Source organism: Bradyrhizobium sp. ORS 375, from assembly GCF_000239775.1.
Lineage (GTDB): Bacteria > Pseudomonadota > Alphaproteobacteria > Rhizobiales > Xanthobacteraceae > Bradyrhizobium.
Genome location: NZ_CAFI01000189.1, coordinates 1 through 20,753 on the forward strand (window position 1 = coordinate 1; position 20,753 = coordinate 20,753).

General features: G+C 64.2%; 18 protein-coding genes and 2 pseudogenes. 2 read left to right on the forward strand and 18 right to left on the reverse strand.

Annotation, left to right across the window (positions count from 1 at the left end; all coding sequences use genetic code 11):
- Window positions 1-293, reverse strand: a pseudogene (locus BRAO375_RS16105) (DUF2147 domain-containing protein); the annotation flags it as partial.
- A gap of 91 nt (window positions 294-384) precedes the next feature.
- Window positions 385-861 (reverse strand): Lrp/AsnC family transcriptional regulator, encoded by a 477-nt coding sequence (locus BRAO375_RS16110; RefSeq protein WP_009028523.1) that lies wholly within the window; start codon window positions 859-861, stop codon window positions 385-387.
- 146 nt (window positions 862-1,007) lie between these two features.
- Here BRAO375_RS16110 and BRAO375_RS16115 point away from each other — a divergent pair, with 146 nt between their 5' ends.
- A complete protein-coding gene (locus BRAO375_RS16115; protein ID WP_009028524.1) occupies window positions 1,008-2,027 on the forward strand; it encodes a 1-aminocyclopropane-1-carboxylate deaminase in 1,020 nt (339 codons plus the stop codon).
- Window positions 2,028-2,352: 325 nt separating this feature from the next.
- Here BRAO375_RS16115 and BRAO375_RS16120 read toward each other — a convergent pair whose 3' ends face one another.
- From BRAO375_RS16120 to BRAO375_RS16185, 15 genes and pseudogenes are all read right to left on the reverse strand, one after another.
- The gene (locus BRAO375_RS16120) at window positions 2,353-5,526 is read right to left on the reverse strand and encodes an efflux RND transporter permease subunit (RefSeq protein WP_009028525.1); all 3,174 of its coding nucleotides are present in this window, start codon (window positions 5,524-5,526) and stop codon (window positions 2,353-2,355) included.
- Window positions 5,523-6,947 (reverse strand): efflux RND transporter periplasmic adaptor subunit, encoded by a 1,425-nt coding sequence (locus tag BRAO375_RS16125; protein WP_009028526.1) that lies wholly within the window; start codon window positions 6,945-6,947, stop codon window positions 5,523-5,525. Before BRAO375_RS16125 ends, BRAO375_RS16120 begins: the two co-directional genes overlap by 4 nt.
- A 76-nt stretch (window positions 6,948-7,023) precedes the next feature.
- Window positions 7,024-7,416: a FixH family protein gene (locus BRAO375_RS16130; RefSeq protein ID WP_009028527.1), complete on the reverse strand. Its 393-nt coding sequence runs from the start codon at window positions 7,414-7,416 to the stop codon at window positions 7,024-7,026.
- A 97-nt stretch (window positions 7,417-7,513) separates the two neighbouring features.
- Window positions 7,514-7,882, reverse strand: a complete 369-nt coding sequence (locus BRAO375_RS36355) for a hypothetical protein (protein WP_139031395.1) — start codon at window positions 7,880-7,882, stop codon at window positions 7,514-7,516.
- A 278-nt stretch (window positions 7,883-8,160) separates the two neighbouring features.
- Window positions 8,161-8,250: pseudogene (locus BRAO375_RS37435) on the reverse strand (transporter substrate-binding domain-containing protein); the annotation flags it as partial.
- Window positions 8,251-8,388: 138 nt separating this feature from the next.
- The gene (locus tag BRAO375_RS16140) at window positions 8,389-8,910 is read right to left on the reverse strand and encodes a hypothetical protein (RefSeq protein WP_009028530.1); all 522 of its coding nucleotides are present in this window, start codon (window positions 8,908-8,910) and stop codon (window positions 8,389-8,391) included.
- Window positions 8,911-9,332: 422 nt separating this feature from the next.
- Window positions 9,333-9,872 (reverse strand): GNAT family N-acetyltransferase, encoded by a 540-nt coding sequence (locus tag BRAO375_RS16145; RefSeq protein WP_009028531.1) that lies wholly within the window; start codon window positions 9,870-9,872, stop codon window positions 9,333-9,335.
- A 50-nt stretch (window positions 9,873-9,922) separates the two neighbouring features.
- Entirely contained in the window at window positions 9,923-10,696 is a 774-nt protein-coding gene (locus tag BRAO375_RS35695) for a hypothetical protein (protein WP_009028532.1), read from the reverse strand.
- Between the two features lie 232 nt (window positions 10,697-10,928).
- Entirely contained in the window at window positions 10,929-11,720 is a 792-nt protein-coding gene (locus BRAO375_RS16155; protein ID WP_009028533.1) for a transporter substrate-binding domain-containing protein, read from the reverse strand.
- Between the two features lie 409 nt (window positions 11,721-12,129).
- A complete protein-coding gene (locus BRAO375_RS16160) occupies window positions 12,130-12,522 on the reverse strand; it encodes a hypothetical protein (RefSeq protein WP_035640605.1) in 393 nt (130 codons plus the stop codon).
- A 209-nt stretch (window positions 12,523-12,731) separates the two neighbouring features.
- Window positions 12,732-13,730, reverse strand: coding sequence for a hydroxyacid dehydrogenase (locus tag BRAO375_RS16165; RefSeq protein ID WP_009028535.1), 999 nt, complete (start codon window positions 13,728-13,730; stop codon window positions 12,732-12,734).
- A 28-nt stretch (window positions 13,731-13,758) separates the two neighbouring features.
- The gene (locus BRAO375_RS16170; protein ID WP_009028536.1) at window positions 13,759-14,859 is read right to left on the reverse strand and encodes an ABC transporter ATP-binding protein; all 1,101 of its coding nucleotides are present in this window, start codon (window positions 14,857-14,859) and stop codon (window positions 13,759-13,761) included.
- A gap of 19 nt (window positions 14,860-14,878) precedes the next feature.
- Window positions 14,879-15,790, reverse strand: a complete 912-nt coding sequence (locus BRAO375_RS16175; protein WP_009028537.1) for a carbohydrate ABC transporter permease — start codon at window positions 15,788-15,790, stop codon at window positions 14,879-14,881.
- Window positions 15,790-16,728: a carbohydrate ABC transporter permease gene (locus BRAO375_RS16180; protein WP_009028538.1), complete on the reverse strand. Its 939-nt coding sequence runs from the start codon at window positions 16,726-16,728 to the stop codon at window positions 15,790-15,792. Before BRAO375_RS16180 ends, BRAO375_RS16175 begins: the two co-directional genes overlap by 1 nt.
- Before the next feature lie 116 nt (window positions 16,729-16,844).
- A complete protein-coding gene (locus BRAO375_RS16185; protein ID WP_035640607.1) occupies window positions 16,845-18,185 on the reverse strand; it encodes an ABC transporter substrate-binding protein in 1,341 nt (446 codons plus the stop codon).
- Window positions 18,186-18,594: 409 nt separating this feature from the next.
- Here BRAO375_RS16185 and BRAO375_RS16190 point away from each other — a divergent pair, with 409 nt between their 5' ends.
- Window positions 18,595-19,326 (forward strand): Spy/CpxP family protein refolding chaperone, encoded by a 732-nt coding sequence (locus tag BRAO375_RS16190; RefSeq protein WP_009028541.1) that lies wholly within the window; start codon window positions 18,595-18,597, stop codon window positions 19,324-19,326.
- A gap of 82 nt (window positions 19,327-19,408) precedes the next feature.
- Here BRAO375_RS16190 and BRAO375_RS16195 read toward each other — a convergent pair whose 3' ends face one another.
- Window positions 19,409-20,488, reverse strand: a complete 1,080-nt coding sequence (locus BRAO375_RS16195) for an acyltransferase family protein (protein WP_009028542.1) — start codon at window positions 20,486-20,488, stop codon at window positions 19,409-19,411.
- Window positions 20,489-20,753 lie beyond the last annotated feature (265 nt).

Sequence of the window (20,753 nt, forward strand, 5' to 3'; positions counted from 1 at the left end):
GCGGGAGCGGGGGCAGGGGCCGCCGCAGCGGGGGCCTGCGGTTGCGGGGCCGCGGCTTCGGCTGGCGCGGTGACCGGCTTGTCCGCAGCTACCGGCGGCTTGGCCGCCGTGTCCTGGTCGCGCTTGGTCCGCTTGGCCTTCTTCTGCTCGGTGTTGTCGTAGACGCCGGGGATCTGCACCGTGCCACGGTCGGGGTCGATCCGGATGGTCTTGCCGCCATACTCGATTACGTACTGCGCCTGGGCGGCACCGCTGGCCAGAACCACGGCAGCAACGGCCAACAGCCTCTTCATCAGGATCTCCGCGATGTCGGTTGCTGATGTGAGCGAGCTCACGCGCAATTAAGTCGCTGATGCGGCAAGCTCGGTTCAAAGCCTGCTCCGGTCAGAAATCCAGCGGCGCATTGTCGACGACCTCCTTCATCACGAAGAAAGTGCGCGTCTGGCGCACGCCCGGCAGCGAGATCAGCTGGTCACCGTGCATGCGGTTGAAGTCGTTCATGTCGCGAACGCGGATCTTCAGGAAGTAGTCGAAATCGCCGGCGACGAGGTGGCAGTCGAGCACGAATTTCAGCTTGCGGATCGCGGCCTCGAAGGTGCGAAAGCTCTCCGGCGTCGAGCGGTCGAGCACCACGCCGACCAGCACCAGCGCGCTGCGCTCGACCTTCTCGGGGGCGACCTGCGCGCGCACGGTCCTGATATAGCCGTCCTCGAACAGGCGCTGGGTGCGGCGGTGGCAGGTCGCGGGGCTGACATGGACGGCGGCGGCAAGCTCGGCGTTGCTGGTCCGCCCGTCCTTCTGCAACAGCTGCAGGATGCGGCGATCGACGCGGTCGAGATCGGTGTTGGAAGGTTCTTTCATCAATTGGCTACCTGGTGAGAGAAGCAGTCGGCAATTCGGCTTTGAGCCGACGTAAGCATGTAAATGCTGGCCAATAAAGAGAGCACCTTTCGCAGGCTTTTTCGTATGTTTCCACCCGACACAATCACCATCCACGGAGAGACCCCGTGCTTCGGCTCGACAAGTTCAAGAAGTATCCGCTCACCTTCGGCACCACCCCGATCGAGCATCTGCCGCGCCTGACGGCCGCCCTCGGCGGCAAAGTGCAGATCTACGCCAAGCGCGACGACTGCAACTCCGGCCTCGCCATGGGCGGCAACAAGCTGCGCAAGCTCGAATACATCGTGCCCGACGCGATCGAGTCGAACGCCGACACGCTGGTGTCGATCGGCGGCGTGCAGTCGAACCACACCCGCATGGTGGCGGCGACCGCCGCCAAGATCGGCATGAAATGCGTGGTGGTGCAGGAGAGCTGGGTGCCGCACGAGGACGCCGTCTATGACCGCGTCGGCAACATCCTGATGACCCGCCTGATGGGCGCCGACAGCCGCATCGTCGAGGACGGCTTCGACATCGGCATCCGTAAGAGCTGGGAGAATGCGATTCAGTCGGTGAAGGACGCCGGCGGCAAGCCCTACGGCATTCCGGCCGGCGCGTCGGTGCACAAGTTCGGCGGCCTCGGCTATGTCGGCTTCGCCGAGGAGGTGAGGGCGCAGGAAGCCGAGATGGGCATCAAGTTCGACTACATCATCGTCTGCGTCGTGACCGGCTCGACTCAGGCCGGCATGATCGTCGGCTTCGCCGCCGACGGCCGCGCCGACCGCGTCATCGGCATCGACGCCTCCGGCACGCCGGAGCAGACCCGTGCCCAGGTGCGCCAGATCGTCGACAACACCGCGGAGCTCGTCGAGCTCGGCCGCAAGGTGCGCGACGACGAGATCGTCATCCTCAACGACTACGCCTATCCGGCCTATGGCGTGCCGAGCGCCGAGACCAACGAGGCCATTCGCCTCGCCGCCCGCACCGAGGCGATGATCACCGACCCCGTCTACGAGGGCAAGTCGATGCAGGGCATGATCGACCTGGTCAAGAAGGGCTACTTCCCGGAGGGCTCCAAGGTGCTCTACGCCCATCTCGGCGGCGCTCCGGCGATCAACGGCTACAGCTACACGTACCGCAACGGCTGAGGGCGTTTCTGACGGCGCCGTGTCGCGGTGAGCCATGCTCCCGCGGCACACTCCGCCGTCGTCCCGGCCACCGAGCCGGGACCATAGCCACCGAACGTGGTGTCGGAGCCGACTACCTCTCCGCGCCTGCCACAAACAACGGCCTGTGAGTATGGGCTCAAGGCCGGGACGACACCGAATGTGTGGCACGAGCAATCCATACATGACGTTGCTGTCTCGCGACGCATCCACGTCCGAGTGATCCATCAGCCGAACCCTCTTCAAAAGTGAGAGGGCGCAGGGAATGCCGGGCCGAAGCGCGACGCGCGCTATCGAAGCTTCGGGCTCAAGCTGCCTTTGCCACGCCTTTCGATCCATCCGCAGGCAAGCCGCGCGCTGTTATGCTGTCGGGCGACAGCCCGCGTCCCTTCACCAGGCCGAAGATGGCGGGGATCACGATCAAGGTCAGCAACGTCGACGAGATCATGCCGCCGATCATCGGCACGGCAATGCGCTGCATGATCTCCGACCCCGTGCCGGTGCTCCACATGATCGGCAGCAGGCCGCCCATGATCGCGACTACGGTCATCATCTTCGGGCGGACGCGTTCGACGGCGCCCTCCATGATCGCCTCCTGGAGATCCTGGCGGGTCAGCGGCGCGCCGTCGGCCTCTCGCCTGGCCTTCATTGCGGTCAACGCGTGGTCGAGATAGATCAGCATCACGACGCCCGTTTCGGCGGCTACACCGGCGAGCGCAATGAAGCCCACGGCGACGGCGACCGACAGATTGAAGCCGAGCCACCACATCATCCAGATGCCGCCGACCAGCGCGAACGGCAGCGACAGCATGACGATCAAGGTCTCCGTCATGGCCCTGAAGTTCAGATAGAGCAGCAGGAAGATGATAGTAAGTGTCACCGGAATGACGATCTTCAGGCGGGCGGCGGCGCGCTGCAGATACTCATACTGCCCGCTCCAGACCACGTAGGTGCCGGCCGGAAACTGAATGCTCTCGGTGACGGCGCGCTGCGCGTCGGCGACGTAGCTGCCGATATCGCGGTCGCGGATATCGACATAGATGTAGGTCGCGAGCTGCCCGTTCTCGGTCCGGATCGAGGTTGGTCCGCGGGCCGGCTCCACCTTGGCGACCTCGCCGAGCGGCACGGCGCCTCCGGAGGGCATGGGCACCAGGACATCGCTGGCGATGGCCTTGGGATTGTCGCGGAGATCGCGCGGGTAGCGCATGTTGACCGTGAAGCGCTGGCGGCCTTCAACCGTCGCCGTGACGGTCTGGCCACCGAGCGCCGCCGCGATGGTGTCCTGGACGTCCTGGATCAGCAGACCATAGCGGGCAAGGGCCTCGCGGTCCGGCGTGATCTCGAGGTAATAGCCGCCGATCCCACGCTCGGCGTAGGCCGACGACGTTCCGGGCACGGTCTTGATCACCCGCTCGACCTGCTTGGCCAGACGGTCGATCTCGCCGAGATCCGTGCCCATCACCTTGACGCCGATGGGTGTGCGGATGCCGGTCGAGAGCATGTCGATGCGCGCCTTGATCGGCATGGTCCAGGCATTGGAAACTCCGGGGAATTGCAGCGCCTTGTCCATCTCGGCAATCAGGCCGTCGATCGTGACGCCGGGACGCCACTGATCCCCAGGCTTGAGGTTCACCACCGTCTCGAACATTTCGGTTGGCGCAGGATCAGTCGCGGTCGCGGCCCGTCCAGCCTTGCCATAGACCGAGGCGACCTCCGGGAACGACTTGATGATGCGGTCCTGCATCTGCATCAGCTCGGCTGCCTTGGTCACGGAGATGCCGGGCAGGGTGGTCGGCATATAGAGCAGCGTGCCCTCGTTCAGGCTGGGCATGAACTCAGTGCCGAGCTGGCGCGCTGGCCAGACAGTCACGGCGAGCACGGCGACTGCCGCGAGGATGACGAGCGCCTTGACCCGCAGCACACCCTTGATCACCGGACGGTAGATCCAGATCAGGACACGGTTGATGACATTGCGGTGCTCGGGAATGATCCTGCCGCGGACAAAGATGACCATCAAGGCCGGCACCAGCGTCACCGACAACAGCGCCGCCGCCGCCATCGCGAACGTCTTGGTGAAGGCAAGTGGGCTGAACAGCCGGCCCTCCTGCGATTCCAGCGTGAAGATCGGCATGAACGACACCGTGATGATCAGCAGGCTGAAGAACAGGGCAGGGCCGACCTCTGCGGCCGCGTCGATCAGGACCTGCACGCGCGACTGGTCGGGCTTGGCGCGCTCGAGGTGCTTGTGGGCGTTCTCGATCATGACGATCGCGGCATCCACCATTGCGCCGATTGCGATCGCGATGCCGCCCAGGCTCATGATGTTGGAGCCGAGGCCCAGCAGCTTCATCGCGCCGAACGCCATCAGCACGCCCACGGGAAGCATCAGGATCGCGACCAGGGCGCTGCGGACGTGCAGCAGGAACACGATACAGACGAAGCCGACGACGAGGCTCTCCTCGAGCAGCGTGTGCTTGAGCGTGTCGATGGCGGCATAGATCAGGTTCGAGCGGTCATAGACCGGAACGATCTCGACCGATTTGGGCAGGCTGCTCGCGATGTCCTTGAAGCGCTTCTTCACGTTCTCGATCACGTCGAGGGCGTTGACGCCGAAGCGTTGCAGCACGATGCCGCTGGCGACCTCGCCCTCGCCGTTGAGCTCGGCAATGCCGCGCCGCTCGTCGGGCCCGAGCTCGACATTGGCGACATCGCGTAACAAGACGGGCGTGCCGCCGGAGGTCTTGAGCACGATGTTGCCGAGATCGTTGATGCTTTTCAGATAGCCCTTGCCGCGGATGACATATTCGAACTCGGAGAGCTCGACGGTGCGACCGCCGACGTCGGCGTTGCTGGCTCGGATCGCGTCGCGGATCTTCTGCAGGGAGATGCCGCGGTCGCGCATGCGCTGCGGATCGAGCACCACGTTGTACTGCTTGACGAAGCCACCGATGCTCGCGACCTCGGCGACACCCTCGGCCTTGGCGAGCGCGAATTTCAGGTTCCAATCCTGCAGCGTGCGGGTATCGGCGAGGTTCAGCTCCTTCGACATGACGGCGTATTGGTAGACCCAGCCGACGCCGGTGGCGTCAGGCCCGATGGTCGGTGTGACTCCCGCCGGCAGCCGCGAGGCCGCGCTGTTCAGGAATTCCATCACCCGCGAGCGCGCCCAGTAGATGTCGGTGCCGTCCTCGAAGATGACGTAGACGAACGACACGCCGAAGAACGAGAAGCCGCGCACGACCTTCGATTTCGGCACGGTCAGCATCGCCGTGGTCAGGGGATAGGTGACCTGGTCCTCGATCACCTGCGGCGCCTGGCCGGGATATTCGGTGTAGACGATGACCTGGGTGTCGGACAGATCGGGGATGGCATCGAGCGGCAGATGGATGAGCGCGTAGAAGCCGGCCGCCGCCGCGAAACCGGTGCCGAACAGGACCAGCAGCAGGTTGCGCGCCGACCACGCGATGATGCGGGCGATCATTTGTGCTCTCCCATGGAGCCGTGATCGTGACCGGCGAGCTGCGCTTCGCCCGCATCCGAGAAACTCTTGAGAGCGGCCTTGAGGTTGCTTTCGGCATCGATCAGGAAGTTGGCGGAGGTGACCACCGCCTCGCCCTCCGAGACGCCGTCGCGCACTTCGATGTAGCCGGCTCCGCGACGGCCGAGCTTGACTGCGCGCGGTTCGTAGCGGCCGTCACCCTTGTCGATCAGGACCACCTGGCGGCTGCCGGTATCGAGCACGGCATCGGCCGGCACGGCGAGCACCGGCGCCGCGGCGGCCGTGTCGATCTCGGCGTCGACATACATGTCGGGGAGCAGCGCGAGGTCGGGATTGGCAAGCTCGATCCGCACCCGAGCCGTGCGCGTCTCCTTGTTTACCTGCGGATAGATCACTGCAATCGATCCTGTGAAGGTGCGGCCCGGAAAGCTGCGCGCGCGGATCGTCACAGGCAGCCCCACGGCGACGCTGCCAAGGTCGTGTTCGGCAACGTCGACCAGCGCCCAGACCAGCGAGATGTCGGCGATCCGGAACAGCGCGTCCCCCGGGTTGGCGCGCATGCCATCGATCGCGTTGCGCTCGAGCACGATGCCGTCCCGCGGCGCGGACCATTGCACCGTGACCGGGGCGATGCGCGACTTCTCCATCGCCATGATGACCGGCTCCGGCACATCCAGATTGATCAGCCGCTGCCGAGAGCCGCGGCCGTAGGTGGCGTTACCGCCAACGATGTTGGAATTGATCGTGGACAGATACTCGGCAGCGGCCGCGGCGATCGCCGAGCTGTAGATCTCCATCAGCGGTTGCCCCGCCTTCACGCGCGCACCGGTGGTGACGTCGGCGACCTTCTGTACGAAGCTTTCGGCCCGCATTGCGATCACGGAGACTCGGCGCTCGTCGAGCTGGATCGTGCCCGGCGCCTTGACCCCGACATGGAGCGTGCGCCGATCGACCGGCGTCGACTTCACGCCCGTGCGCTGGATCTTGCCGGGCGACAGCTTGACCACTCCATCATCCGTGTCGTCGCCTTCGTAGACAGGAACGTAGTCCATCCCCATCGGGTCCTTCTTGGGGCTGGGCGATGTGTCCGGCAGGCCCATCGGATTGCGGTAGTACAGAATCTTGCGCGGGGACTCCGCCTGCTGCTTCCGTTTGACCGGCTCCGGCGCCGCTTGATCGTCGTCATAGACCGGCAGGTAGTCGTGCCCGCGATCGTCCTTCTTTGGGTGTGCCGACCAGACGGGGGCGCCGCCCGGGTCGCGATAATATAGCGGCACGCGATCCGCGGCCGCGGCGGCGAGATGGGCGGGGAGCGACGGAGGCGAGGTCTGGATCGACCACAGACCGCCCAGACCCAGGCTGGCGCCGATCAAAACGGTCGCGAGCAGACGCGGAATGTTCATGGCATCACCGTGGTGCGCGACGGGCGCGCTCTGCCTTTGGGGGAACAGGGGCGCTCGGCGGGAGCGCCCCGCGCGCTCACTTCGTTGCCTTGACGATGACCTTGGCGGTGACCGTCTCCGGCTCGCCCTGCACCTTGGCGGACAGTGTGACCTGGTAGCGCCCGGCCATCGGCAGGTCGGTCTTGAAGGCGTAGGTGCCCGGCTCCTTGGAGGGCAGCGGCGCCACCGGGGATTCCATGTCGGCCATGCCGTCCGGCGCCATGTCGATGCGGGTCTTGAAGATCACCGCGTCGGCGACCGGCTTGCCGGTCTGCTTGTTGGTGAGACGAACGGTGAGGATGACGTCGTCGCCCTTCTTCATTTCCGGCGTGACGGGCTCGAACGTGTAATCGGCGGCTCCGGCGATAGCAGCGGTCGTGGCAAGCGAAAGGGTGGCGGCGAGAGCCGCGATGCGGGTGCTGGAAAGCATGGTCCTGTCCTCATGATTGGATCTCGGCCGTGGCGCCGAAGGCGCGCACGTCAGTCATGGCGCGACAAAGAGAGTGCGCGCGTCGGCTTGTGCGAGATCAGAGTCGAGGAGGTCTGAAAGGAGGAGGGCCGCTAGGGAGGGATGCCACCTGATCAGCGGGAATGGCGATCGCGGTCGCCGCCATTGCGACAGGGGCGAGCACGACGGGCCTGATACAGCCGAGCGCAACCGTTCCGCCGGCGCAGCAGTAGCCCATGCCGCATTTGTAGCCGTGCGAAGCGGAACTCGGCCCCTTCATGTCGTCGGGACAGCACTCGTCCATCGACATGTCGCTGCCAACGGCCATGTGCATGCTCGGCTGCATGTCGCCCGACGACATCGTAACCGCCGACGTCGAGGTGCCATTCGGCAGTATCGCCAGCGAGACGGCGATCGCGAACGCCAGGATGGTACGAACAAGCCGCATCGAGATCTGAGTTGCCTTATGGCCGCAGGCTAATCTATTGCGCGTCCAGAAGCAGTCGTTGAGGCCGGTCAACTTGCGTCATCGCGGCTGCCTCATCCATAGCACCAGCTCTCGTATACCCCTATGGGGTAGTTTACGCAAGCGGTGCGCTGGACGTGAAGGCCTGTTGGAGCCCAGCCAGGGCAATGGGGCTCGGAACTCCCGCCCACCGGAGGCGCGCCGGGTTCAGGGCCACGCCCTAACCGGCAGCCGCTTTGCGGGGCAACGAAGGCCCTCGGTCAATCGAACCAAGACTTGTAAATCGCCTGATAGCTGCCGTTCTCGGTCGAGATATGCAGCCACTGGTCGACGAAGGCCTTGAGCGCGACCTGGTGGGATCTGACACTTCCCACTGCCAGTCCTGCATACCCGGCTCGTTAGGAAAGCCAAACCGGCGGCATAGCGCATGCACGGCTTCCCGCGTTGGATACCGCCAGAGATGCTCTGGTATGTTGCTCATGGAGCGCCTACTTCCGAACGACCTGCACTTGCCGCAACACCTTCAGCAGATCGGCGCGCGACTTAGCGGCCTTGCTCGGGTCGGCGACCCTCGTGGAGAGGTGCAGATCGATCCAGGTATTGGCCTCGACGCGCTCGGCGCGCAAATGCGACTGGACGAGCCCTGGGAGGGAGACGTCATAGGCCACAACCTCCCAGGTGCCCTCACGCAGCGTCTCGACACGCATCGGCGCTGCAGCTCCCGTCAGTGCCGGAGACTGCAACTCGGCTGCCCAGAACGCGTCCAAGCCTTTGTATTGCTGCGCCGGCTCGAGCCAGCCGCTGACGATCAGGAGAGGTTGGGCACGGCTCAGCTTGAAATAGCCGGGCCTTGCACCCTCCACGGGATCGGACCGCAGCGCCGGCTCAGATATCTTCAGCATGATCTGGCTCTGCGGCACGGTGAACGTGATGGGGACCTCTGATTGCGCAGGGCCGCTGACGACGGCCAGAACACAGGTCGTCATAACGCCGCACAACAGTGCGACCATTGACCCACGGCGAGATAGCATGGTGCCCCCGAACAACCTGAAGCGTGCAGCATAGCGAACGCAGGCGCTTTCGCCCAGGCGGCTGCCCAGATGTGCCCGGCAATCGAGAAGAGGCCTGGCGGTGAGAGCGGCAACAGCTCGAAGGCTCGACCGTTGACATCCCATCCACTGCGTCGCCCAATGCCATGGACCGCCGGAGTTCAAAGGATCCCAATCCATGGCATGGGAAAAAATCGTCGTACGACTCGGCTCCGTCCAGCCCTGCTGTCCGACGTGTCGCAATCGGAACGTCGAGTACCAGGAAGTGTCCGGGTATGATGAGGTCGCAGCCGTCGTGTGCCCGCGGTGTGGCTGGACAAGCATCTGCCGGGAGCTGGGCGGCAAGCCGCGCAACCGGCGCTCACGCTGCCGACATCCGCCGTTCACCGCGAGGCTTCATCGTCAGGCGTCCCAGTCAACTTAGCTTCGTCCGCCACGAACGCCATTGAGATCACGTTTTCGTAGCAACCGTCGATCCGGACCGCGTTGCGGTGCAATCCCTCCGTCGCGAAGCCGACGGATTTGTACAGGGCGATCGCATTGAGATTGGCCTCGCGCACCGTCAGATCGATGCGCGTGAGTCCGCTGCCGAGCGCAGCGTCCACGGTCCGGCGGATGAGCGCGCGACCGATGCCGCGGCCGCGCCAGGACGGCAGCAGGCCCATGCCCAGGGTGCCGCAATGGGCGTAGATCGTCTTGCGGGTGTTGGTGAGGATGTCGCACCAGCCGACGATCCGGCCATCGTCGACGACGACGAATTGCGACTGGCCGTTCTCGATGTTGTTCAGGACGTAGCTACGGATCTGATCGAGCGGCGGCGCTTCGAGGAAGGAGAGAAATTGCCGCTCGCGCGCGACGCTGTCCAGCACGGCGTGGAATGCTGCGATGTCGCGCTCTGCTATGGCCCTGATCTCGAAGGACATGATCTGTTGTCTTTGCCCGGGAGGCACCTCGGTCTCGTGCGGTCGGCCGCTCAGCCGCTGGATTCGTCACTAGGAGCTACGATGCGGCCGGACAACCAGAATGAACCGGATATCACGCCTCCGACACGGGGGACATCGGGCAACAGGTCTTCGTCGATGACGACGTCATATGTGCCGCCATAGGTCTCAACCAGAGCCCAATAGAAGGCGCCTCCCGTCAGTGCGTTGACCTTCTTGTCCGCCGCAATCACGTGACCCGCGAATATTGAGCGGGATTGCGGCGGAACGGCAGACTCCCCTGACGGAGTAAACAGACCAGAAGGGATGAACGATCGCGACGCAAACTTCACATCGTCGGTCTGGCTTGCGTCGTATGCAGCAACCGTCTCGAAGAAGCGGACGTCGTGGGCGAAAGCCGCGACCTGCACCGTCAGGCAAACGGGTAACGCCAGACCATCGTGACAGCGAAAGTCAGGCGCATCGAACATGAACGGATAGCAGCCCATATCCGCCTCGCCGCCCGAGGGGTCGGCCCATCCTTGGAAAGCGCCGTCGAGGCTGCTTGGCGCCGCGGCAGGAAACCGGGCGGTGAGCCCGACGTTGATGTTCGAGAGGCCTGCGCAATGGGGCCTAATCCCGGTCAGTTCGTTGCCTCCGTCGACCTGAATCCAGAGCTCCGCGCCGCTGGGGTCTGACCAGCGAAGATAATATGCACCGGCCGGGGCAGGCAGTCGCTCTGCGAGGGGAATGACCCGTTTCACGAGCGCTTCCATGTCCTTCATGGAGTCGATGGCCAAGCCGATCGTCGAGAAGTTCGAGGCCATGGCGGACTCCTTAAGACGTCCGATCCGTTACACTGGGTTTCAGACCGACGGTGTCCCGCGCACGATTGCCAGGAGAGTTCTTTCCGATCTTAATCACGACGCGTGTCGCCTCGAAGGCAGCGGCATCGCCGGCGCAATCGGAACTGTCGGGATGTGTCTTTCCTTGATCTGTTCCATACGAGGGGCCAGCCCACGGGGCTGGCCCAGGGGGCGCTCCGGATCAGGTCATCCTTCAATCGAACCAGGACTTGTAAATCGCCTGATAGCTGCCGTTCTCGGTCGAGATGTGCAGCCACTGGTCGACGAAGGCCTTGAGCGCGACGTCGCGCTGCAGCCAATAGGCCTTCTCGGAGAAGTCGAACGGCTTGTCGGGGTGGACGGCGCAGAGCACGCCCGGGTGCAGCTTCTGCTGGTAGCGGGTCTCCGAAGCGTCGGTCATCATCAGGTCGGCGTCGCCCTTGGCGATCTCGTCGAAGATGGTGACGTTGTCGGTGTGGACGCGGATGTCGGCGGCCTTGATGTGGGCGCGGGCGAAGCGCTCATTGGTGCCGCCGGGGTTGACCACGACGCGGGTGCCCGGTTTGTCGATGTCGGCGAGGGTCTGGTACTTCGAGGTGTCGCTGCAGCGCGCGATCGGAGTCTTGCCCTCGCGCATGATCGCCGTTGAGAAATAGCCCTTCTTCTGGCGGTCGAGCGTGATCGACACGCCGCCCATCGCGACGTCGAACTTGTCGGCCTCGAAATCCTTCATCAGCTGCGGCCAGCTGGTCGGGACGAACTCCACCTTCACGCCGAGCGCCTTGCCGAGCGACTCGGCCATGTCGACGTCGAAGCCGGAGAACTTGCCGGTGGCCTTGTCGAGATAGGTAAAGGGCTTGTAGTCGCCGGTCATGCCGACCCGAAGGCTGCCGCGCTGCATGATCTCGTCGAGGCGCGACGCCTGATCGGCAGCGGCAGGCGCCGCAAGACTGAACACGACAACAAGTCCGGCCAGGACAGACAACGCGCGATCGAGAAATCCCATCAGGCAACACCTCAGCTCGAGTTCAACGAGGTCCTTCTTATACGAGGCGGTGTCGTCGGACGAGGGGGGAGACGGCATGGACGCCGCAGCCGTCATGGCGCAATCGCCATCGCCCCCGTCGGGCATGGCGATCGCATATCAAGATCGCAGGATGTGCCCGTCTTTCTCTACTTCGTCATGGCCGGGCTTGTCCCGGCCATCCACGTGGGCCGGCACCCCTCAGAACGACGTGGATGCCCGGGACAGCTCCGCGTCGTCATATGCGACAGCCCTGCGTCGGGGTTCTGGCTCGACCGGTTGTTTCTCCCGCACCGCGAGACAAACGCGGTGCCCGGATTGCGCCGCCACTGGCGACCGACACAGACAGGAGTCAGCGCAGGACGCGCAAGCACGGATGGGGAGCTCTCAGCTACGTCTCGCCAGGCCCCAGCGCCGCGAACGGGCCCTTGCCGGTCATCTCATTCTTGAGCGCCTCGAACCGTTCGATCGCCTCGCGCGCCCTGGTATCCACCGTCTTGACCGCGGCCTCGGCCGACATCGGCCCGCTGCTGACGGCAATCGAGGTCGGTCCAACGGTCTCATCGACGTAATAGCCGTCGTCGCCGCGGCGGGCGGTCCAGCGGAAGCGAATCGCGGAGATGGGGCCGGGGCCGACCTTGGTGTAGCCGTCGGCCTGATCGGAGGTCACGACGGTCGCAGCAGCCTTCTTGGCAGACGGCACCTTGTCCGCCGGCTTGACCGTTTCCGGCTGATCCAAAATGCTCGCTATCGTTGCGAGCGCATGCTCCGTCGCAACACTCATCGCCGCCTCTGTTCCTAATGGCGCGCGTGAACGCCGGCGCCAATAGTCACAGTTGTAGCGAGATTTAGGCGAGATGCAACAATGCGTTCAAATTTGGGCAACAAAGCGGTGAGCATCGCCCCGAGTTCCGCCTACCGTGGCGCGACTACCGCCTCCCGAAACGGAAGAGAGACGGCCGTCGCGTGTCGAGCCCCCGGGGACGAAGACCGTTACAGCACGTCCTGATTGATCACGTTCTGCCGGATTGGCTCGCCGTCCAGCACGCTGAGGATGTTGCGCGCCGTCTGCTCGCTCATGCGGTCGACGGCCTCGCGGGTGACGCCGGCGACGTGCGGCGCCATGATCACGTTGGGCAGCGCATGCAGCGCGTGGCCGACCGGCGGCGGCTCCTGCTCGAACACGTCGAGACCGGCACCGGCGAGCCGGCCGGACGACAGCGCATCGTAGAGCGCGGCTTCGTCGACCAGGCCGCCGCGGGCGGTGTTGATCAGGTACGCCGTCGGCTTCATCAGCCTGAGACGCGCGGCATTGAACAGGCCGATCGTCTCCGGCGTCTTCGGACAGTGGATGCTGACGAAGTCGGCGCGCGGCAGCGCGGCGTCGAGGTCGGCAACCGGCTCGCAGCCGGCGGCGGTGATGTCGGCGGCAGGCTTGTAGGGGTCGTAGACCAGCACCTGCATCTCCATCGCGAGGCAGCGCTTGGCGGTGCGGGTGCCGATGCGGCCGAAACCGATGATCAGCACGGCCTTACCGTAGAGGTCGAACGGCAGCACGCCGAGGCGGGAGCCCCAGGTGCCGTCCTTGACCATCGCATGCATCTCGGTGGCGCGCTTGGCGAGCGTCAGCATCATGAACAGCGCCTGTTCGGCGACCGAGGGCGAGTTCGCGGTGCCAGCGACCATCAGCGGCACCTTGTGCCTGGAGAGCGCCGGCACGTCGACCGCGTCGAAGCCGACGCCGATCCGGGTCACGACCTTCATGTCGCCGGCCGCGATCAGCTCCGGCTCGCCGAAACGGGTGGCGCCGAGCGCGACGCCATGCACGGGTGCGTGCGAGGTGAGCAGCGCGGAGAAGTCCGCCGCCGAGATCATGTTGGGGAATTCGATCATCTCGACGTCGTCGCGCGCCGCGAGCAGCGCGCGTCCCTTGGCCGAGAAGGATTCCGTGACGAGGATCTTGTTCTTGTTGGTCGCCGTCCTGGTGGTCATGTCCTGCCCTTGAAGCTTCTTGTGCTCGTCAGATCACGAGCCCGGTCGCTTCATTTAACAGGTGCATGTTGTTGAGGTCCATTGCCATGCGCAGAGGGCTGCCATCCCGCGCGCCGGCATTGGGATTGACGCGCCCGCAGACAGGCGTGTCGTTGAGGCTGAAGTAGACCAGCGTCTCCATGCCCATCGGCTCGGTGACGTCGAGCATGGCCTCGAACGTCTCGATCCCGGGCTCGGCATGCGGTCTCGTTTCGGTAATGTGCTCCGGCCTGATGCCGAGCAGCAACGGCTCATTCCGCGACACGGATTGATAGCGCGCGGCGCGCGCCGGCGGCAGCGGGAAGGCGATGCGATCGGTGAGCCGCATGTGAAGCCGGCCATCGGCCTCCTCGAGCCGGCAGGGCACGAAGTTCATCGCCGGCGAGCCGATGAAGCCCGCGACGAAGCGCGTTGCCGGATTGTGATAGAGTTCCGTCGGCGTGCCGATCTGCTCGATGCGGCCCTTGTTCATGACGACGACGCGGTCGGCCAAGGTCATCGCCTCGACCTGGTCATGGGTGACATAGACCGTCGTGGTGCGCACCTTCTGGTGCACCTTCTTGATCTCGATGCGCATCTGCACCCGCAGCTTGGCATCGAGATTGGACAGCGGCTCGTCGAACAGGAACACCTTGGGATTGCGCACGATGGCGCGGCCCATCGCAACGCGCTGGCGCTGGCCGCCGGACAGCTGCTTCGGCTTGCGGTCGATGAGGTCGGCGATATCGAGCATGCGCGCGGCCTCCGCGACGCGGCTCTTGATCTCGGCCTTGGGATAGTGCTTGAGGCGCAGCCCGAACGACATGTTTTCCGCCACGGTCATGTGCGGATAGAGTGCGTAGTTCTGGAACACCATCGCGATGTCGCGGTCCTTCGGCGGCACGTCGTTGACGACATCGCCGCCGATCGAGATGTCGCCGTCCGAGATGTCCTCGAGACCCGCGATCATCCGCAACGTCGTCGACTTGCCGCAGCCGGAGGGGCCGACCAGCACCACGAACTCGTGATCGGCGATGTCGAGATCGATGCCGCGGACGGCCTCGACGTCGTCGTAACGTTTCACGACCTTGCGCAAGCTCACTTCAGCCATCTCGGATCAACCCCCGTCATCAGCCTTTGGTCGCGCCAGCGGTCAGGCCGGCAATGTAGTAGTCCATCAGGAACGCGTAGATGATCAGCGGCGGCGCGGCGCCCAGCAGCGCACCTGTCATGATCTGACCCCAGTTGAAAACGTCGCCCTTGATCAGCGTGGTGACGATACCGACCGGCAGCACCAGCTGGTCGGCCGAGGTCGTGAACACCAGCGGATACAGGAACTGCGCCCAGGAGACAGTAAACGCGAAGATCGTCGCGGCGATCAGGCCGGGCAGGGCGACCGGAATGAAGATCCGCGTCAAGGTCTGCAGCCAGGAGGCGCCGTCGATGATCGCGGCCTCGTCGAGCTCCTTGGGAATCGAGGCGAAATAGCCGATCATGATCCAGGTGCAGAACGGCACCGTCAGCGTCGGATAGATGAACAGCAGCACGTACCAGCGGTTGATCAGCTGGATGCCGGTGACATCGCCGATCAGCGCGAACATCTTGAACAGCGGAATGAACAGCAGGCTGTCCGGGATGAGGTAAGTGAGAAAGACGCCGGTCGCGAGCGTCGCCGAGCCCCAGAACTTCATCCGCGACAGCGCGAAGGCGGCGGGAATGCTGATCAGCATGGTGATGATCACGACGATGATCGAGACCATGGCCGAGTTGAAGAAGAAGCGCAGGAACTGGTTCGAGCTCAGCAGGGCGACGTAGTTCTCGAGGGTGGGGTGGAAGACCCACCACGGATTGGTCGCGGCCGAGATCTCGGCGCTGCCCTTCAGCGAGGTGATCAGCATGTAGAAGGGCGGCACCAGCGAGAAGATCGCGAACAGCACCAGGAAGAAATACGACCAGCGCAGCGCCCAGGCACGATCGCGGCTCATCGAGCCGTATTTGACATTGCGGGTCGGGCCGGCCTTGTCGACGGTCATCGTGCTCATCAGGATTCGTTCCCCCGCTTGTTGACGTCGCGCAGGATGAAGATCGCGGCGACCGCCAGGATCGGCACCATGAACAGCGAGACGCTGGCGCCGAGCGGAATGTCGCTGCCCTCGATGCCGACACGGAACGCCCAGGTCGCGAAGATGTGCGTCTTGTCGAGCGGGCCGCCCGCAGTGAGGATCCGGACGATGTCGAAATTGGCGAAGGTGACGATCAGCGAGAACAGCGTGGTGATGGCGATGATGTTGCGCATCATCGGCAGGGTCACGTACCAGATCCGCTGCCACCAATTTGCGCCGTCGATCGCAGCCGCCTCGTAGAGCTGGTCCGGCACCGATTTCAATGCCGCCAGATACATGATCATGAAGAACGGCGCGCCGTACCAGACATTGACAAGGATCACCGAGAACCGCGCCCAGGCGGCATCGCCGGTCCACGGGATCGGGCCGATGCCGAAGAACGACAGCGTGTAGTTGAAGGCGCTGTAGGACGGGTCGAACAGCCACAGCCAGGCCAAGGTGCTCATCGCCGGCGGAATCACCCAGGGCACCAGCAGCATGCCGCGCCATTTGCGCTGGCCTTTGGCCGGGATGTTGTGGACGAAATGCGCGACGATGAAGCCGATCAGCGCTTTGAACAGCACCGCGGAGATCGCGAAGATGCAGGATTGCTTGACGACCAGCCAGAACGTGTCGCGCTTGAACAGGAACTCGAAATTGCCGAAGCCGACGAAGCGCTGCATCGACTTGTTCAGCGTCGCCAGATGCACGGAATAGAACGCAGGGTAGATGACGAGCAGCGCGATCAGCAGGATCAGCGGCAGCGTCATCAGGAAGGCCGATGTTGATTTTCGCTTCAGCGCCTTGCGCAGACCACTGCGGCCGGCAGCTTTGCGGGGGCGTGGAACGGACGTTTCGCCGATGGCGGCATCAACCATGAGTGTCGGCTCCTCGTGAGATCCCCGGCAATCGCCGCCGTTCACTGGTGGCGATGGACGAGGCGGGGCGGCCCGCAAGCAAGCTGCGGGCCGCAGACGTGGCGACGAACATCCGATCAGCTGCGCAGGAAGCCCTCGCACTCGCCTTCGGCCCAGGCGAGTGTCTTCTCCATGCTTTCGCCCTGGGCATAGCGCAGGGCCATCTTGGTCTGCGTGGCCTGGAAATAGATCTGCTGCGCGACCTTGGGCGGCGCGGGCGAGGCTGCGATGGACAGCACCTGCTGCTGATAGGGGTCGGGATAGTGGAAGATCGTCCCCTTGGGCGGTCCTTGCTCGGCCCAGACCTTGAGCTTGTTGAGCTTGCTGAAGGCCGGCAGATCGTAGCCGCCGCTGGCATCGACCATCTTCTCGATCGACGACGGCTTGGAGAGATGCACGAGCAGGCTCTTGGCGGCCGGCTTGTTCTTGGAGAAGCTCCAGATCGACCAGAAGAACGGGAGGAACGGGGCGAAACGGCCCTTCGGCCCGGTCGGGAAGCCGTGTGTCCAGCACTGCTCCGCCACCTGCGGGGCATCGCGCTTGGCCACGGCCCAGGCGCTCGGCGGGTTCATGATCAGCGCGCCCTTGCCGGCGATCAGCCATTTGTTGTTCGAAGCGTCGTCCCAGGCGCCGACGTCCGGCGGCAGGAAGGCGATCAGCTTCTTGTAGAACTCGAGCACCTGGCGCACTGCGTCGGTCTTGACGGTGAGATTGCCCTTGGCATCGACGAGTTCGGCGCCGAACGCCCTGAAGAACGCGCCGGCGGTATCGACGCTGTCCGAGGTCTCTCCCAGTCCGATTCCAAAGGGAACGCCAGCCTTATGACAGGCTTCCGCAGCCTTGAGGAAGGCGTCGGTGGTCCAACTCTCGGCCTTCGGCGCTGCGCCGGCCGGATACAGTTCCTGCACGTCGATGCCGGCGTGCTTCTTCATCAGGTCGATGCGCGAGCAGGGACCCTTGATCTGACTGCCGACACAGGCTGGCACGCCCATCCACTTGCCGTCGAGAACGCCGAGATACTTGACCGTATCGTTGACCGTGCCGTTCTCCTGGATGATCGGCTCCATGATGTCGTTCACGGGCTCGAGGAGATCGGAGTTCGAGTGGCACCACCAGGTCGGCATCTGGAAAATGTCATGGCCCGATTTGGCCTGCGCCTCTGCGGCGATGGTGACGAGGTTCTTATTGCCCTGGCTGGTGATGTAGTCGACCTGGAGGTCGACCTTCTCCTTATCAGCCCATTCCTTGCAGAGTTCCGTGGAGGCTTTGTTGGCGTCCGGCACCCAATGGTCCCAGAACCCGATCGAGAGCTTGCCGGCAGCATAGGCGCCGCGCACGTAAGGTGCGGCAATCATGACCGCCGAAGTGGCAGCGGTCGCAGCAACGAATTGGCGGCGGTTCAGCTTCCTCCGTGACATGGCGTTCCCTCCCTGGTGAGCCAAGCATTCGTTTGAGCGCGAATCCTGTTTGTTAGTTGTGCGTCGCGTCATGCGCGCTTGGATTTCGCTTGAGTGCAATCAGAGCAGAATTGCGCGCGGCTGTCGAGAAAGCAGGTGAGGCAAAACCTAGAACTAATGGCGTGCATAGTTGGTCGCAGGTTCCGCAACTGATTGCATCGCAACCACCCACGCTGCAGCGCAAAGAAGGCAGTGCCGCCATTGAAATCGTTGTGGTGATCATTGCGCCGCTCGCTGCGCCGTTCTCCGTCATGCGCGGTGCGGCAGATGGACTTCGGCATTGCGACAACGCTAGAATTTCAGGCGACTCGAAAGCCGCGGTCGGTTGTCGCCATGGTCGCCCGGCTCATTCGCGAGGGAGAAGCGGCCGATGAGAACAAGCCAATGGAGCACGGCGACGCGCGCTGGTCTCTGCACCGCAGCAGGTGTGCTGCTCCTGCTTGGAGCAACGATGGCGCTGCCGCGGCAGGTTGCCGCGCAGGGATTGTTCAAGGGTGTCGAGCAGGGCGCGCGTGAAGGCAACAAGGCCGCCGGCCCGGTCGGCGGCGTGCTGGGCGGCGCAATCGGGGGTGTCGTCGGCGTGGTCACCGGCGTGACCGGGGCGTTCACCGGCAACGCTGGTCAGCCAAGCGCGCAACCCCCGCCGCCTGCCGAGACCAAGACCGAGTCCAGAAAGAAGTCAAAAAGCACGAAGACCAGGCTGGCGAAGGCCGCGCCGATGCTGACGCAGCCGGGCGTGCCGGAGTTGACCGCCGAGCAGATCGTCGCCAACAGCGACGCCAATGTCGAGCGTTTGAAGACCGGGCTGAACCTCACCGAGGAGCAGGCCAAGAATTGGGGACCGTTCGCCAGCGCCATGCACGCGCTCGGCCGCAACGGCGCCGACCGTCTCAACCTGCGCATTGCCAGGGCCAAGCGCGACCCACCCGACGACATCGTCGAGCAGATGCGCAACGAGGCGCAGTTCCTGGTCGACCGCGCCGCCGACCAGCGCGCCGTCGCCGATGCCTCGGAGCCGCTGTTCACCAGCCTGGACGACAAGCAGAAGCAGATCTTCATCGACGAGATGGTGCGACTGAGCCGCGAGCGGGGGCTGGATTGATTGAAGGCCGGCGGCTTGCCGCGCACATCTTCCCGCCCGGTGCGGGGCGCTGATCGCTTATGTGGGTTTCTGCGGCGCAAGCCTACATGTTGGCGCTGGCCGTCGCCGCGCCGGAGTTGCGCAGCGGAGCCTGCATCTGCGTCGCCGCTGACCTGCCGAACCTGCGAAGCGGCCGGTCGATGATGTGATAGATCGCGATTGCGGCGACGAAGGCGCACAGGCCGTAAATCGCGCCGTCGAACTTCACGTGCTGATCGCGTAGCAGCGTGCTGGCCACGATGAACATCACCGGATAGTGCGACAGATACAGCGGGTAACCGAGATCCCCGAGATAGTTGAGCGTGGTTGCGACGGGCCGCCGCACGTCGAACCGGGGCTGCATGAACAGGATGGCGACCACCACGAACCAGGCGACGAGGGTGGCCATGATCGTGAACCACCCTTCGATGTTGAAGAAGGGCGGATAGGAGGCGACCGCGAGCGGCGCGGATGCCGCGAACACCAGCATCAGCCGGATGGAGTGTGCGTTCGCATAGGCGATCCATCCGCAGGCGAAAGCCCAGAAGATGGCGAGCGCGTGGAAGAAGACGGTCTTCTGGAAGACGAGCGTCTCCAGGAACGTGCCCTTGAGCAGATGCAATCCGCAGAACCCGAGCAGCGACAGAGCTGAAATCGTCAAGAGCAGGCGCAGGCTCGCCCGTCGAAGCAGCGGCGCCAGCGCATAATAAGCGACCTCGATCGATAGCGACCACGCCGGAAACAGCAGCGGAACCATGATGGGAAGGACCGTCTGCAACAGCAGATAGGATCCGATCCAGGTCAGGGGCGGGATGACCTCGCCGCCGGCGTGGCCGACGGCCGACTTCAGTTCGGGGCCGAGAATGAGATAGGCGGCAAGCGCCATGGAAACGGTGGCGAAGTTCGTCGGATAGACGCGCCAGAAACGCCGCCGAAGATAGCCGGCAGGCGCGGTCGCAATCGAATGATGGATGCTGAAGCCGGAGATCGCGAAGAAGCACAGAACGGGCATCGCACCGCTCACGCTCGGCACCGGCAACGGATGCTCCGCGAAGCTGTAGGTGTGCGCGCAGAGCACCCACAATGAGAACGCGAAACGGAAGCCGGCAAGCAGTGGCCAAAGGCCGGCGTTCTCGGTTCTCATCGGCGCACTCTGTTACTGGATGTTTCCATGGAAAAATCTAGCAGCAATGGCCGGCGCCTGCCTAGCTGCGACACGCCAAAATCCTGACGACGAAAAAATGGCCCGCTGATCAGATTGGACACGGTCCGGCGTACGCGGAGCATGTTCGCTGGCGTTGAACCGGCATCCATCCGCATGCCCGTCGTCATCGTGAACGATGGGCGAAGGCAGCGGCTGCCACGATGGGCCACGCAGCTCGATCGGAGCCAGTTGGAGCTGAAAAGGC